The 14,121-nt window shown below is 68.6% G+C and carries 14 protein-coding genes; 5 read left to right on the forward strand and 9 right to left on the reverse strand.

Going from position 1 to position 14,121, the window contains the following annotated elements:
- Positions 1-3: 3 nt before the first annotated feature.
- Positions 4-1,518 carry a carotenoid oxygenase family protein gene (locus tag A5624_RS13110; RefSeq protein WP_066866767.1) on the forward strand — a complete coding sequence of 505 codons (1,515 nt, stop codon included), beginning with the start codon at positions 4-6 and terminating at the stop codon, positions 1,516-1,518.
- Positions 1,519-1,520: 2 nt separating this feature from the next.
- On the forward strand, positions 1,521-1,997 hold the full coding sequence (locus A5624_RS13115; RefSeq protein WP_066866843.1) for a VOC family protein: 477 nt from the start codon (positions 1,521-1,523) through the stop codon (positions 1,995-1,997).
- 4 nt (positions 1,998-2,001) lie between these two features.
- Here the strand turns inward: A5624_RS13115 and A5624_RS13120 are convergent, their stop codons facing one another.
- The 8 genes from A5624_RS13120 to A5624_RS13155 all read right to left on the reverse strand — a co-directional run bounded on the left by A5624_RS13120 (position 2,002) and on the right by A5624_RS13155 (position 9,953).
- Complete coding sequence (locus tag A5624_RS13120; protein ID WP_066866769.1) at positions 2,002-2,436, reverse strand: hypothetical protein; 435 nt, start codon at positions 2,434-2,436, stop codon at positions 2,002-2,004.
- 69 nt (positions 2,437-2,505) lie between these two features.
- Positions 2,506-3,273 (reverse strand): VOC family protein, encoded by a 768-nt coding sequence (locus A5624_RS13125; RefSeq protein WP_066866771.1) that lies wholly within the window; start codon positions 3,271-3,273, stop codon positions 2,506-2,508.
- An 82-nt stretch (positions 3,274-3,355) separates the two neighbouring features.
- Positions 3,356-3,829, reverse strand: a complete 474-nt coding sequence (locus tag A5624_RS13130; RefSeq protein ID WP_066866772.1) for an SRPBCC family protein — start codon at positions 3,827-3,829, stop codon at positions 3,356-3,358.
- Between the two features lie 3 nt (positions 3,830-3,832).
- Entirely contained in the window at positions 3,833-4,021 is a 189-nt protein-coding gene (locus tag A5624_RS13135; protein WP_066866774.1) for an antitoxin, read from the reverse strand.
- Between the two features lie 65 nt (positions 4,022-4,086).
- Positions 4,087-6,477: a cation-translocating P-type ATPase gene (locus A5624_RS13140; protein WP_066866776.1), complete on the reverse strand. Its 2,391-nt coding sequence runs from the start codon at positions 6,475-6,477 to the stop codon at positions 4,087-4,089.
- Positions 6,474-8,066 carry a serine hydrolase gene (locus A5624_RS13145; protein WP_066866778.1) on the reverse strand — a complete coding sequence of 531 codons (1,593 nt, stop codon included), beginning with the start codon at positions 8,064-8,066 and terminating at the stop codon, positions 6,474-6,476. The genes A5624_RS13140 and A5624_RS13145 overlap by 4 nt, the downstream gene beginning before the upstream one ends.
- A gap of 40 nt (positions 8,067-8,106) precedes the next feature.
- The gene (locus A5624_RS13150; RefSeq protein WP_156749002.1) at positions 8,107-9,219 is read right to left on the reverse strand and encodes an MBL fold metallo-hydrolase; all 1,113 of its coding nucleotides are present in this window, start codon (positions 9,217-9,219) and stop codon (positions 8,107-8,109) included.
- 2 nt (positions 9,220-9,221) lie between these two features.
- The gene (locus A5624_RS13155) at positions 9,222-9,953 is read right to left on the reverse strand and encodes an enoyl-CoA hydratase (RefSeq protein ID WP_066866782.1); all 732 of its coding nucleotides are present in this window, start codon (positions 9,951-9,953) and stop codon (positions 9,222-9,224) included.
- A 27-nt stretch (positions 9,954-9,980) separates the two neighbouring features.
- On the opposite strand from A5624_RS13155, the gene A5624_RS13160 reads away from it, so the two are divergent.
- The 3 genes from A5624_RS13160 to A5624_RS13170 all read left to right on the forward strand — a co-directional run bounded on the left by A5624_RS13160 (position 9,981) and on the right by A5624_RS13170 (position 13,632).
- The gene (locus tag A5624_RS13160; protein ID WP_066866784.1) at positions 9,981-11,459 is read left to right on the forward strand and encodes a carboxyl transferase domain-containing protein; all 1,479 of its coding nucleotides are present in this window, start codon (positions 9,981-9,983) and stop codon (positions 11,457-11,459) included.
- Positions 11,460-11,568: 109 nt separating this feature from the next.
- Entirely contained in the window at positions 11,569-12,279 is a 711-nt protein-coding gene (gene prrA / locus A5624_RS13165; RefSeq protein WP_112632790.1) for a two-component system response regulator PrrA, read from the forward strand.
- 15 nt (positions 12,280-12,294) lie between these two features.
- Positions 12,295-13,632 (forward strand): sensor histidine kinase KdpD, encoded by a 1,338-nt coding sequence (locus tag A5624_RS13170; protein ID WP_066866786.1) that lies wholly within the window; start codon positions 12,295-12,297, stop codon positions 13,630-13,632.
- A gap of 4 nt (positions 13,633-13,636) precedes the next feature.
- On the opposite strand, the gene A5624_RS13175 is transcribed toward A5624_RS13170, so the two are convergent.
- Positions 13,637-14,107 (reverse strand): hypothetical protein, encoded by a 471-nt coding sequence (locus A5624_RS13175; RefSeq protein WP_066866788.1) that lies wholly within the window; start codon positions 14,105-14,107, stop codon positions 13,637-13,639.
- Between the last annotated feature and the right edge of the window lie 14 nt (positions 14,108-14,121).

Here is a 14,121-nt window from a genome sequence, read left to right on the forward strand (position 1 = left end):
GCCATGGATGTTGAAATCGTCGGCAAGTTCCTGTCAACCCTGCCCGAAGACGACGATCACCCCTACCGAACCGGGCCATGGCGCCCCCAGACCACCGAGTGGGACGCCGATGACCTCGTCGCCGTCGAGGGTGAGATCCCCCGCGACCTGGACGGCGTCTACCTGCGCAACACCGAGAACCCGCTCCACCCCGCACTGAAGACCTATCACCCGTTCGACGGCGACGGCATGGTGCACGTGGTTGGCTTCCGGGACGGAAAGGCCTTCTACCGCAACAGATTCATCCGCACCGACGGTTTTCTCGCCGAGAACGAGACCGGCGGACCGCTGTGGCCGGGTCTGGCCGAGCCCGTCCAACTGGCCCGCCGCGAGCAAGGGTGGGGCGCGCGCACCCGGATGAAGGATGCGTCAAGCACAGACGTCACCGTCCACCGCGGGGTCGCGCTGACCAGTTTCTACCAGTGCGGCGACCTGTACCGGATCGACCCGTACACGGCCGACACCCTCGGCAAGGAGTCCTGGAACGGCGGCTTTCCGGCCGACTGGGGCGCGTCCGCACATCCCAAGGTAGACAACAGAACCGGCGAATTGCTGTTCTTCAACTACAGTAAGCAAGAGCCGTACATGCATTATGGCGTGGTCGACGAGCGCAACGAGCTGGCACATTATGTCGACATCCCGCTGCCCGGCCCGCGGCTCCCCCATGACATGGCGTTCACCGAAAACTACGCCATCCTCAACGATTTCCCCTTGTTCTGGGATCCTCAGCTGCTCGAGCACGACGTGCACCTGCCCCGCTTCTATCCCGACATGCCGTCGCGATTCGCGGTGATTCCGCGCCGCGGCGGCACCGGAGACATTCGCTGGTTCGAGGCCGATCCCACTTTCGTGCTGCACTTCACCAATGCCTACGAGGTCGGCGACGAGATCGTGCTCGACGGGTTCTTCGAAGGTGATCCGTCTCCCCTGGATACCGGAGGAACCAAGTGGGAGAAGCTGTTTCGCTTCCTCGCCCTGGATCGTCTGCAGGCCCGGCTGCATCGGTGGCGCTTCAACCTGGTCACCGGCGCGGTACGAGAAGAGCAGCTCTCGGAGTCCATCACCGAGTTCGGCACCATCAATCCCGGCCACGCCGCGCGCGACTACCGCTACACCTACGCCGCCACCGGCAAGCCCGGCTGGTTCTTGTTCGACGGTCTGGTCAAACACGACCTGCGCACCGGGTACGAGGAAAAATTCGCCTTCGGCGACGGCGTCTACGGCAGCGAGACCGCGATGGCGCCGCGCGCGGGCGCCGTCGGCGAAGACGACGGCTACCTGGTCACCCTCACCACCGACATGAACGCCGACGCCTCCTATTGCCTGGTGTTCGATGCCACCCGGGTCGGCGACGGCCCGGTGTGCAAAGTACAACTGCCGGAGCGCATCTCCAGCGGCACCCATTCGACGTGGGCACCCGGAACAGAGCTGCGGCGTTGGCGCACCACGGAGTCGGCGGCCGCGGCGATTGGGTTGTGACGATGCCGCATCGCCGCCGGATGACGCACTGGCCCGCACAGCTGGCCCCAATCGGCGGTCTGCGTTTCGCTCGCCGGTCGTCGAATTTCGCTGAGACGGTGCGGTTTTACCGTGAACTAGTAGGGCTGCCGCTCTATGAGACTTTCGAGGGAAGCTACGGCAGCAACGGCGCCATCTTCGGGCTGCCCAGCTGGAACCTGACGCTGGAGATCGTCGAATCGCCCGAGCCCATCGCTGTGGACCAGCACGAGCAGCTGTGCCTGTACTTCCCCGACAAGCGGGCCCAACAGGCCGCGACCGCCCGTCTTCTAGCGTCCGGGACGTCGCCTGTCGAACAGCACCCCTATTGGGCGGCCACCGGTGCGGTCACCTTCCGCGACCCGGACGGTCGCGAGATCGTGTTCGCGCCCTTCGTGTTCGGCGTCAACGAGCCCGGCCACAGCGCCAGTTCGGGAAAACACGAATTCCCGTCGGCCTGACGGTTCAGCGGACGGGCCGTCCAGAGGCCAACGCCGCGATGACGGCCACTAGCGAGCACGCCACCGCGCAGACGGCAGCACCCGCCCCGACGTAGAGGCCGTATTCGGCCGACACCGGCGGGCTGACGTTGATCTTGTAATACCACACCGTGAGGGCCACCAGCAGCGACGAAATCAACAGGGCGGCAATCGAAGCCACTTTCACCGAGAGGCCACGACCGATCATCGCGCCGACCACCAGTAGCGTCGAGGCCAACAGCACGATGAGCTGGCCCGCGCCGAACCCCCGCGGCAGTTCCAGGTTGCCGTGTGCGCCGCCGATGGCGTTGGCCCAGCCCCCGCCGTTCACGGTCGTCCTCAGCCACGGCAGCCATGCGCTGGCCGACACCACCACGGCGAAAAACACCACCAGCCAACCGGGACGGAGTCGGCGAGTCATGCTAGCGAGATTAACGGACTGCGGCACCGGCCCGCGTGAGCGAGCGCGCGGCTCGCCGCACTTGGATCGCTAGGTCGGCAGCGAGGACAGGTTGAAGATCGCACCCGTCGGATCGCTCGCGGCGGCCAGCCGTCCGTACGGGGTGTCCTCGGCGTCGCGCACCACGGCGCCGCCGTTGTCGGCGATCACCCGCAGCGTCTTGTCGACATCCTCGGCGCCGAAGAAGATCACCCAGTTAGGCGAAATCTCCTCCGACAAGGCCGCGCCGTCCATCACGCCGAGCAGCTCCTCATCGCCGAACCGGGCTGCGCTGTAGCGGAATTCGTCGGTATCGGAAACCGGCTCGGTCTGCCATCCGAGCACGTCGCGGTAGAAGTCGAGGGCCGCGCCGTAGCCGCGCGTGGTCAGCTGGTGCCAGACCGGACTGCCGGCCGCCCCGATGAGCTCGAAGCCACGGTGCTCCAGCGGCTGCCACAAGCCGAACACCGCGCCGGTTGGGTCGGTCGCCACGGCCATGTGGCCCTTGGCGGGCACCTCGATCGCCATGCACACCGACCCGCCGGCCCCGGTCACCGCGGACAGCGTGGCGTCGAGGTCGGCGGTGTGAAAATAGGTGGTCCAGTGGTCCGGTGATCCTGCTTCGGGCCGGTTGGCCATCAGGCCCGCGACCATATGGCCGTCCTTGGCGGCGTTGACGTATCCGTGGTACTCGGGACCGGCGGACTCGAACGTCCAGCCGAAGACCACGCCGTAGAACTCCTGGGCACGGGCCACGTCGGATGTGGTCAGGTCGATCCAGCAGGGAGCGCCCAGCGGCGCGCTGTCACGGGTGGGCACGGTGACCTCCTTGGGGTGTCTGGCCCCCGACAGGGGGGCTTCACCACTACCGACTGCCGCCCCACCGAAAACTCATCGGCGGTCAGCCGTGCGCCCTGCCGTCGCCGTTTGTGCTGGGGTCGGATCGGGTGAACACCGTGACGAAGTTCTCCAGCGACCGGTCGATGTCGCCGCGCAGGGCGGCAGCGACGATCATGCCGATGGGCCCGAACAGCGCCGGGCCGCCCAGATGCACGTCGAAGCTGACGACCGAGCCGTCGTCCTTGGGCGCGATCTTGGCCATCAGCTTGACCTTGACCCCGCCGACGCCGTCGCCGTTGAGCGTCATGCCCTCGGGCGGCTTGTAGCGCACCACCGTCCATTTGATCCGGTTGTACATGCCCTTGACCTCGACGATCGACTCGACGACCGTGCCCTTTTCGATCTCGTCGGGCAAGGTGCTGCGCCACACCCGGTGAATGGTCAGCCAGTCCTTGTACCGGGACAGGTCAGAGGCGTGCTGCCAGGCCACCTCGGGTGGCAGCGGGACATCGATGGATCCGGAAAGCTTGGCCATTGCTCAGTTCTGCTGGTCGCCGGTGTCCGCGGTGCCGGCGGCCTTCTTGGCCTGCTCCTGCACCTGGTGGATGGTGTCGGTGTACTTGCCCTGCGTCTTGTCGTCGACGAACTCGCCGGCCTTGTCGATCGCCTTTTCGACCTTGTCGGCGTTCTGCGACAACAGGTCCTTCGCCTTGTCCAGGAATCCCATGCGCCCTCCCTTTTCCCGGCATCGTACTTGGCCGGTGACGACGCCCCGCGGTGAGTTCGGCGCGCTCAGCGCCACAACCGCGGCTGCACGCCCAGCACTTTGGCCCGGATCCACCACGTGGCCTCGATCGCCGCCGCGCCCAGCACGCCGACCCCCAGCGCCGTGGCGGTCACCGCGACATTGGAGGGGTCGAGCAGGAACGCCTTACGCGCCAGCGGCAGGCTGAAAATCACCACATAGGCCAGGCCCGAAGCGATTACCAGCGCCACCCGCCACCACTGGTAGGGGCGCGCCACCACCGCCAGCACCCACAGCGCCGTCATCAGCAGCGTGATCAGCGCCGCGGTCGACGCCTGATCCTGTTGGACGTAGGTGGCGTGGCGGCCGTGATAGGCCAGCAGATAGGACGCGAACGTCGCGGTGCCGACGATCAGCCCGCAGGGCAGCGCCGAGGTGAGCACCCGGCGCACGAAACCCGAGTGGGCCCGTTCGTTGTTGGGCGCCAGCGACAGGATGAACGACGGTATGCCGATGGTGAACCAGGCGGCGATGGTGACGTGGATGGGTTGGAACGGATACAGCAGCGGGTCGGCCTTCAGGGGCTTGGCGAGCAGGCATTCGATGCCCACCAGCAAGGCCAGCAGGACCGAGTACACCGCCTTGGTCAGGAACAGGTTGGCGACGCGCTCGATGTTGCCGATCACCCGGCGTCCCTCGCCGACGACGTAGGGCAGCGTGGCAAACCTGTTGTCCAGCAGGACGATCTGGGCGACGGCGCGAGTCGCCGGGCTGCCGGCGCCCATCGCGACGCCGATGTCGGCGTCCTTGAGGGCCAGCACGTCGTTGACACCGTCACCGGTCATCGCCACGGCGTGGCCACGCGACTGCAGGGCGTGCACGATGGCGCGTTTCTGGTCCGGCCGGACGCGACCGAACGTGGTGTGGGATTCCAGCGCGTCGGCCAATGGTGCCGGCTCCGACGGCAATTGGCGCGCGTCCATCGTCTCGCCGTGCAGCCCGAGCTTACCGGCGACGGCCCCGACCGAGACGGCGTTGTCACCGGACAGCACCTTGACCGAAACACCTTGACCGGCAAAGTAATCCAGCGTCTCGCGGGCGTCCGGTCGCACCTTCTGTTCGAGGACCACCAGCGCGACGGGGGTGACGCGGCCCGGCGCGTCCGGGTGATCGACGGCGACGTCGCCGGCGGCGACCAGCAGGACCCGCATCCCCTGCGCGCCGATCCGCTCGGCCTGTTCGGCGGCCGCCGATCCCGGCTCGAGCAGCACGTCCGGGGCTCCCATCACCCAGTTGCCGTGGTCTTGAAAAGAGACGCCGCTCCACTTGGTGGCCGACTTGAAAGGTGCTGTCGCCGTTGCGGTCCAGCCGGGTGGCTCGCTGTAGGTCTCGGCGATCGCCCGCATGCTCGCGTTGGGTCGCGGATCCTGGGCGGCCAACGACGCCAGCACGTCGGCGATGGGCGGGCGCTGCCCCGGGTCGTCGAGTTCGTCGACCCGCGCGACCCGCATGCCGCTTTCGGTCAGGGTGCCGGTCTTGTCCGCGCAGACCACGTCGACCCGCGCGAGTCCCTCGATGGCGGGCAGCTCCTGTACCAGGCAGCGGCGCTGGCCGAGCCGGACCACCCCGACCGCGAACGCGACCGACGTCAGCAACACCAGCCCTTCGGGGACCATGGGCACCAGCGCGCCGACGGTGCGCAGCACGGCCTGCCGCCAGCCGGTGTGCGTGGTGGTGAACAGCTGGGTGTAGATGGTGAGCAGACCGGCGGGCACCAAGAGGTAGGTGATGAACTGCAAAATGCGGTTGATGCCGTTGCGCAGTTCGGATTTCACCAGGGTGAACTTGCTGGCCTCCTCGGCGAGCCTGGTCGCATAGGCGTCCGGTCCGACCTTGGTGGCGCGGTAGGCGCCGCTGCCCGCGACGACGAAACTGCCCGACAGCACCGCGTCGCCGACGGTCTTGGCGATGGGGTCGGCCTCACCGGTCAGCAGCGACTCGTCGACTTCCAGGTTCGCCTCCTCGACGATCTCGCCGTCGACGACGACCTGATCCCCGGGGCCCAGCTCGATGATGTCGTCCAGCACCACCTCGGCGGGCGGCACCGCTCGGGCGCCGGATTGCCTGCGCACCAAGGGTTTCGCCTGCCCGACGATCGCCAGCTTGTCCAGGGTCTGCTTGGCCCGGATCTCTTGGACCATGCCGACGACACTGTTGGCGATGATCAGCAGCCCGAACATGCCGTTGATCAGCGAACCGGTCGCCAGCACGATCAGCAGCAGCACCCCCAGTATCGCGTTGATCCGGGTGAAGACGTTGGCGCGCACAATATCGGTGATGCTGCGCGTGGCGCGTTCGCGCACCGCGTTGGTCTTGCCGTCGGCCACCCGCTGCGCCACTTCGGCGTCGGTCAGGCCAGACGTAGCAGCGAGAGTCATCGCGTGAAGGTCCCCAGCTTGTCGGAGTCGTAGTATTCCAAGTTCAGCGAAGGCGTCGGCGAACCAGAAAACGTAGCCTTGGAAATCGTTCCCGGTGGGGCGTTTTCGTCGGTCAGGCCGAAGGTGAAGGTGTCGCCGTCCCAGTGGGTGAGGGTGAGCGTCCGGTGCCTCGGACCCATCGCCAGTTGCAGCGCGCCGTCGTGTTCGGTGACGACGGCCGGTCCCCAGTAGTCGCTGGCGTAGATGCCGGCGTAGTCGCCGAGGGGTCTGGCCGGTGCGGGGTTGGCCGGGGGTTGCTTGCCGACCAATGACCCCAGCGGGTTGTTCAGCCAGCCGATCGCCTTGTTGTACAAGGGCCCCCAGTCCTCGCGAATGTGGCCGTACTGGACGAGGTCCATGAATTCGGCGGTCAGCGTTTCCGGGATGCCGTAGGGCGCGGCGTTGGTCAGCGCGATGATGCCCAAATCCTCGGCGGGCAGCGCGACGAAGTTGGTCGCCGCGCCCAGATCGAAAGCGCCCGAATGGCTGTACTCGGTGCGTCCCGAAGAATCCACCGAGGAGTTGAAACCGTATCCATAAAACCCGGTGCGCGCCTGCGGAGTTTTCGCGGGCGCCGATACCACCTGCGGGCTGACGGCGGGCAGCAGCGCTTCCGGCGAGACGATCCGCCGGCCGTCGTAGGTTCCGTTGCCCAGCAACATCATCAGCCAACGGGCCATGTCGTTCACCGATGAGCTGACGCCGCCCGCGGGCGACTGGGCATCGGGGTCACGCTGGAACCGGGCCTGCCACGTGCCGTCGATCTTGATGTGGTTGACCGCATGGTTGGGCCGGGCGAGGAAATCGGCGAACCGCGAGCTGGTCGACGTCATGCCCAGCGGGCGGTAGAGCACCTCGTCGGACAGGTCCTCCCACGGCTTGCCCGCCGCGGCCGCCACCGCCTCCGCCCCGGCGGTGATCCCATAGTTGGTGTAGGCGTAGCTGATTCGGAACGGGTCCAGCGGCAGGTACTTGAGCCGCTCGAGCGTTTGCCGACGGTCGTAGCCCAGGTCTTCGAGCTTGTCACCGGCGTGGTCGGGCAGCCCGGAGCGATGCGCATACAGGTCGCCGACGGTCACATGGCCGGTGACATAGGGATCGCTCAGCGCGAACCACGGCAGCTTGGCCGCGACGGGCGTGTCCCAGGCGACAACGTTGTCGCTGACTTCGTGCGCGATCACGGTCGCGCCGACCGATTTGGACACCGACGCCAACTGGAAGACGGTGTCGGCGTCCACCTTGTTGTCCTGCCCCTGCCCCTTGCTGACGTCTTTGACGCCAAAACCTTTGGCGTACAATATTTTCCCGTCGTGCACAATGGCCACGGCCATTCCGGGGATGCCGCTGCTTCTCATCAGGTCGCCGACCAGTCCGTCGACCTTGGCGACGGCCTCGTCGATGCGGCCGGCGGGGATCGATACGCCGAAGACCTGGTTGGGCGGGACGTCGGACAGTGTGGACGGCGGCCCGGCGGTCGGCTGGCCGGAACCGCAACCCGTCAGCCCGAGCAGCGCCGCGGCGATGGCGGCCATGGCCGCGCGTGTGGTCACCCGCGCACCCTAACGCGGTGACGATGCGCGTCGCGGGAACCTACAGCCGCCACCAGGGATCGGATTCCTCCGGCGCCGCGGGATCGATGCGTTGACCGGGCAGCGGCACCGCCACGTTCACGCCCTCGGGTCCCGCGGCGGCGAGCAGGCGCTCAACCGGTTCCGCCCACGGGTGGGGGGCCAACCGGAAAGTGCCCCAATGGATTGGCACCAGCAGCCCACCGTCGGTGACGTCCAGGTGCGCCCGCACCGCCTCCTCGGGGTTCATGTGCACGTCAGGCCACGCCGTGTTGTAGGCCCCGATGGGCAACAGGGTCACGTCGAACGGTCCGTGGTCGGCGCCGATCTGCGCGAAGCTCTTGGTGTAGCCGGTGTCGCCGCCGAAGTACGCGCGGTGGGCGGGGCCGACGAACGCCCACGACGCCCACAGCGTCGTGTTGCGGTCCAGAAAGCGTCCCGAAAAGTGCCGCGCCGGTACACAAACCACCGTGAGCTCGTCGACCTTGGCGCTCTGGTGCCAGTCGAGCTCGACGATGCGGTGCTCGGGTATCCCCCACCTGCGCAGGTGGGCCCCGATGCCGAGCGGCACGAAGAACGGGGCCCGCTGGGTGCGGGCCAGCGCCAGGACCGTGTCGATGTCGAGGTGGTCGTAATGGTCATGGCTGATCACCACCGCATCGACGGCGGGCAGCGCCTCGAGTTGGATCGGCGGCGGGTGCAGCCGCTGCGGGCCGACGACGTCGGAGGGCGAACACCGGTCGCTCCACACCGGATCGGTGAGCACCCGGTAGCCGTCGATCTCCAGCAGCGCCGTGGAATGGCCGAACCAGCTGACGGCCAGCCGGCTCGGGTCGGCGTCGAGGATTCCCGGCGACGCCAGCGGGATCGGCCCCTTCGGCCGGCTGCCGCCCCGGTTCCCGATCAGCTCCCAGGCGACCAGCCGCAGTTGCTCGCGGTCCATCCTGGCTTCCGAGGGGGGCTCGAGGTTGACGAAGGCGCCGTCGCGGTAGTTCGGCGACCCGGCCGTCACCGCGGCGATCGAGGCGGGGTGGGCGCCGAGCGCGTCCGGCGCGCCGTGCAGCGCTCGCACCAGCCAACTTCCGGCCGCCAGCGACGCCGTACCGGCGACCAGCCGCAGCGTCCCCCGCATGATCGTCAGGCCCCCTGGAACTTCGGCGGCCGCTTCTCGATCCGGGCGACCTGGGCTTCGATGACGTCTTGGCTGCTCCAGGCCTTATCGAAGAGTTCCTTGTGCACCGGCCCGGCCTCCTCGATGGCGCCATCGTCGTTGAGCACCCGCTTGGCATGCTGGATCGCCAGCGGCGCCAGCCCGGCGATCTCGGCCGCCCAAGCCTGCGCGTCGGCGAGCGTGCCGATGCGGTTGGCCATCCCCGTTTGCAGCGCCACGTCGGCGGGCAGCTTCTCCGCCGTCAGCAGCATGGCCCGGGCGCGGCCGTGGCCGACGAGCGAGGACAACCGCCGGATGCTCCAGTTGTCCAGTGCCAGACCATATTTCGAGGTGGGGAACTGGAAGAACGCGTCGGGTGCCACCACCCGCAGGTCGCATTGCATGGCCAGTTGCAGGCCAGCGCCGATCGCCGGGCCGTTGATGGCCCCGATGACCGGGATCAGCGTGGCGTCGAGCACCCTGTGCAGCTCGACGAGCCGGTCGGGGTAGTCGGCGGCGAAGGCGTCCCCGGACAGGTCCGCGCCGGCGCAGAACACCGTGCCCTGACCGGTCAGCACGATCGCGCGGGTGGAGCCGTCGCCCGCCTTCAGCACCGCCTCGCGCAGCTCCTCGACCAGCTCGGAGTTCAAGGCGTTGCGGCGCTCGGGACGCTGCAGCTCGATGGTCATCACGGCCTCGGCCTGGGTAACACCGATCATGGCAGCCACCCTATATAGCCTCGTCTCGTGAGTCGTATCACGGCTGGTGAACTGCGCGATGCGGTGCTAGACGAAAATTCCTTTCTCCGCTGGGACACCGAGCCGCTGGCGGTGCCGGTCAGCGCGTCCTACGCCCGAGAGCTGGCCGACGCCCGCGCCGCGACGGGTCTGGACGAATCGGTGTTGACCGGCGAGGGGCGCGTCTTCGGGCGCCGGGTCGCGGTAGTGGTGTGCGAGTTCGGCTTCCTGGGCGGTTCGATCGGTGTCGCGGCGGCCGAACGGATCACCGCCGCGGTGCAGCGGGCCACGGCCGAGGGGCTGCCGCTGCTGGCCTCGCCGAGCTCCGGCGGCACCCGCATGCAAGAGGGCACGGTCGCGTTTCTGCAGATGGTGAAGATCGCCGCGGCCGTGCGGCTGCACAAGCAGGCACACCTGCCGTACCTGGTGTACCTGCGCAATCCGACGACCGGCGGGGTGTTTGCGTCGTGGGGCTCGCTGGGCCACGTCACGGTCGCCGAGCCGGGCGCGTTGATCGGCTTCCTGGGCCCGCGCGTCTACGAACTCCTCTACGGCGAACCGTTCCCCGAGGGCGTGCAGACCGCGGAGAACCTGCAGCGCCACGGCGTGATCGACGGCGTCATCCCGCTTGATGAGCTGCGCCGCACCCTGCACCGCGCGATGACCGTCATCGCCGACGCCCCCGAACCGCTGCCCGCCCCGGCGCCACCCGAACCGACGCCCGACGTTCCCGCGTGGGATTCGGTGGTGGCGTCGCGACGGCCGGACCGGCCCGGGGTGGGGCTGTTGCTGCGGCACGGCGCCACCGACCGGGTGCTGCTGTCCGGGACCGGCCAGGGCGAGGCGGCGACGACGGTGTTGGCGCTGGCCCGCTTCGCCGGCCAGCCGGTGGTGGTGCTGGGCCAGCAGCGACTGACGGGTGGTCTGGTGGGGCCGGCCTCGCTGCGGGAAGCCCGGCGCGGCATGGCGCTGGCCGCCGAGCTGCGGCTGCCGCTGGTGCTGGTGATCGACACCGCGGGGCCGGCCCTGTCGGCCGCGGCCGAACAGGGCGGGCTGGCCGGCCAGATCGCCCAGTGCCTGGCCGAGCTGGTGACACTGGATACGCCGACGGTGTCGGTGCTGCTGGGCCAGGGCAGCGGCGGGCCGGCGCTGGCGATGGTGCCCGCCGACCGGGTGCTGGCGGCGTTGCACGGCTGGCTGGCGCCGCTGCCGCCCGAGGGGGCCAGCGCGATCGTCTTCCGCGACACCGATCACGCCCCGGAACTCGCTGCGGCACAGGGCATCCGATCGCGTGATCTTCTGGAGTCTGGAATTGTTGACGCCGTCGTGCCGGAGCATCCCGACGCCGCCGACGAGCCGGTCGAGTTCGCGCAGCGGTTGGCGCGGGCCATCGCCGCCGAGGTGCAGGCGCTGCGCGATCTTCCCGCCGCCGAACGGCTGGCGGCCCGGTTGCGGCGCTACCGCAACATCGGTCTGCCCGCCACCTAGCCCCGCGAGCAGACGCAAATGTCCCGGTTTCCTCGGCGTTTCGGGTGCTTTTGCGACTGCTCGGCCCCCAGGTCGCGCCTCCCACAGCGATAGTCGACAATCAGGCAAAATGGGCCGCATGGACACTGGAGCTAGCTCACCGCGGGTCTTGGTCGTCGACGACGATTCAGATGTGCTCGCGTCGCTCGAACGCGGTCTGCGGCTGTCCGGATTCGAGGTGTCGACCGCGGTCGACGGCGCCGAGGCGTTGCGCAGCGCCACCGAGACGCGCCCGGACGCGATCGTGCTCGACATCAACATGCCCGTGCTGGACGGCGTCAGCGTGGTCACGGCGCTGCGCGCCATGGACAACGACGTCCCGGTCTGCGTGCTGTCCGCCCGCAGCTCGGTCGACGATCGGGTGGCGGGCCTGGAGGCCGGCGCCGACGACTACCTGGTCAAGCCCTTCGTGCTGGCCGAGCTGGTGGCGCGGGTCAAGGCGCTGCTGCGCCGCCGCGGCGCCACGGCCACGTCGTCCTCGGAAACCATCACGGTGGGCCCGCTGGAGGTCGACATCCCGGGCCGGCGCGCCCGTGTCAACGGCGTCGACGTCGACCTGACCAAGCGGGAATTCGACCTGCTGGCGGTGCTGGCCGAACACAAGACCGCGGTGCTGTCCCGCGCGCAGCTGCTCGAGCTGGTGTGGGGTTATGACTTCGCCGCCGACACCAACGTCGTCGATGTGTTCATCGGATACCTGCGCCGCAAGCTGGAGGCGAACGGCGGCCCCCGGCTGCTGCACACCGTGCGCGGAGTGGGATTCGTACTGCGCATGCAGTAATCAGGTCGGCCGGCCATGAAGTTCCTGTCCCGAATCCTGACCCGGACGCCCTCGCTCCGGGCCCGGGTCGCGGTCGCGACGGCCATCGGCACCGCGATCGTGGTGGTCATCGCCGGAGCGGTGGTGTGGTTCGGCATCACCAGCGCCTGGAAGGAACGCCTGGATCGCCGCCTGGACGAGGCTGCGGGTTTCGCCATCCCCTTCCTGCCCCGCGGTCCCGACGACATCCCCCGCACCCCCAACGATCAGGACACCGTGATCACCGTGCGGCGCGACGGCCAGGTCAAGTCCAACTCGGACGTCACGCTGCCGCCGCTGGACGTGGGCTATGCCGACACCTACATCAACGGGGTGCGCTATCGAGTGCGAACGTTGGAGGTCCGCGCGCCGCAGCCGGCGACGCTGGCGGTGGGCGCGACCTACGACGACACCATCGCCCAGACCAACAACCTGCATCGGCGGGTGATCCTGATCTGCGCGTTGTCGATCGGCGCGGCGGCGGTATTCGCTTGGCTCCTGGCGGCTTTCGCGGTGCGGCCGTTCAAACGCCTGGCCCAGCAAGCCCGTTCGATCGATGCCGACGAACGCCCGCAGGTGGCGGTGCGTGGCGCCAGCGAGGCGGTCGAGATCGCCGAAGCCATGCGCGGGATGCTGCAGCGCATCTGGACTGAACAGGACCGGACCAAGGATGCGCTCGCGTCGGCGCGCGACTTCGCCGCCGTGTCCTCGCACGAACTGCGCACCCCGCTGACCGCGATGCGCACCAACCTCGAGGTGCTGTCCACCCTGGACATGCCCGACGACCAGCGCAAGGAGGTGTTGGGCGACGTGGTCCGCACGCAGTCGCGGATCGAGGCCACGTTGACCGCCCTCGAGCGACTGGCCCAGGGCGAACTGTCGACGGCCGACGACCACGTGCCCGTCGACATCACCGAGCTGCTGGACCGCGCCGCGCACGACGCCGCCCGGATCTACCCGGGGGTCGACGTTTCGCTGGTGCCGTCACCCACCTGCATCATCGTCGGGTTACCGGCCGGGTTGCGCCTGACCGTCGACAACGCGATCGCCAATGCCGTCAAGCATGGCGGCGCCACCCGCGTCCAGCTGTCGGCGGTCAGCTCGCGCGCCGGTGTCGAGATCGCGATCGACGACAACGGCAGCGGCGTGCCCGAGGACGAACGACAGGTGGTCTTCGATCGGTTTTCTCGCGGATCGACGGCCTCCCATTCCGGGTCGGGCCTTGGGCTGGCGCTGGTGGCCCAACAGGCCCAGCTGCACGGCGGGACCGCTTCGCTGGAGAGTAGCCCGCTCGGTGGTGCTCGGCTGGTGTTGCGGATCCCCGCCCCCAGCTAGCGCTCTACGGGTTGTCCTCGTGGTCGCGCCACGGCGTGAAACCGGCTTGCTGCGCGGACTTTTCGTCCCGAAACCAAACCTGGGCGGTGGTCGAGTCGTAGGACGGATCGTCGGGCGTGAGATACAGGCTTTCGGCCATCCGGGCCTTGATCAGGAATCCCGCCGGGCCGCCACCCTCAGGGCCTGCGTCGGCGGAGCCCGGGCCGTACGGCGCGCGGGGCGTCACCGCTATTTTGGTGGTCGGCGATTCCTTGGCGACCGGGATCTTCGTGGTGCGCCGTTCGGTGGCCGGGATTGTCGTGGTGCGCTTCTCGGTGATCGGGATCCGGGTGGTGTCGGACTCGCGCGCCGCCCGCTCATCCCGCGAATCCCGCACCGGCGCTTGGGTTTTGGCGGGAGTGATCATCAGCGCGAGCGTCAGCGCCAGTCCCAGCGCGAAGGACAGGCCGAAAAGCCACCAGTTCACGTGGGTCATCGCACGCCCTCGCG

Source organism: Mycobacterium sp. 1482292.6 (assembly GCF_001672995.1).
Classification (GTDB): domain Bacteria; phylum Actinomycetota; class Actinomycetes; order Mycobacteriales; family Mycobacteriaceae; genus Mycobacterium; species Mycobacterium europaeum_A.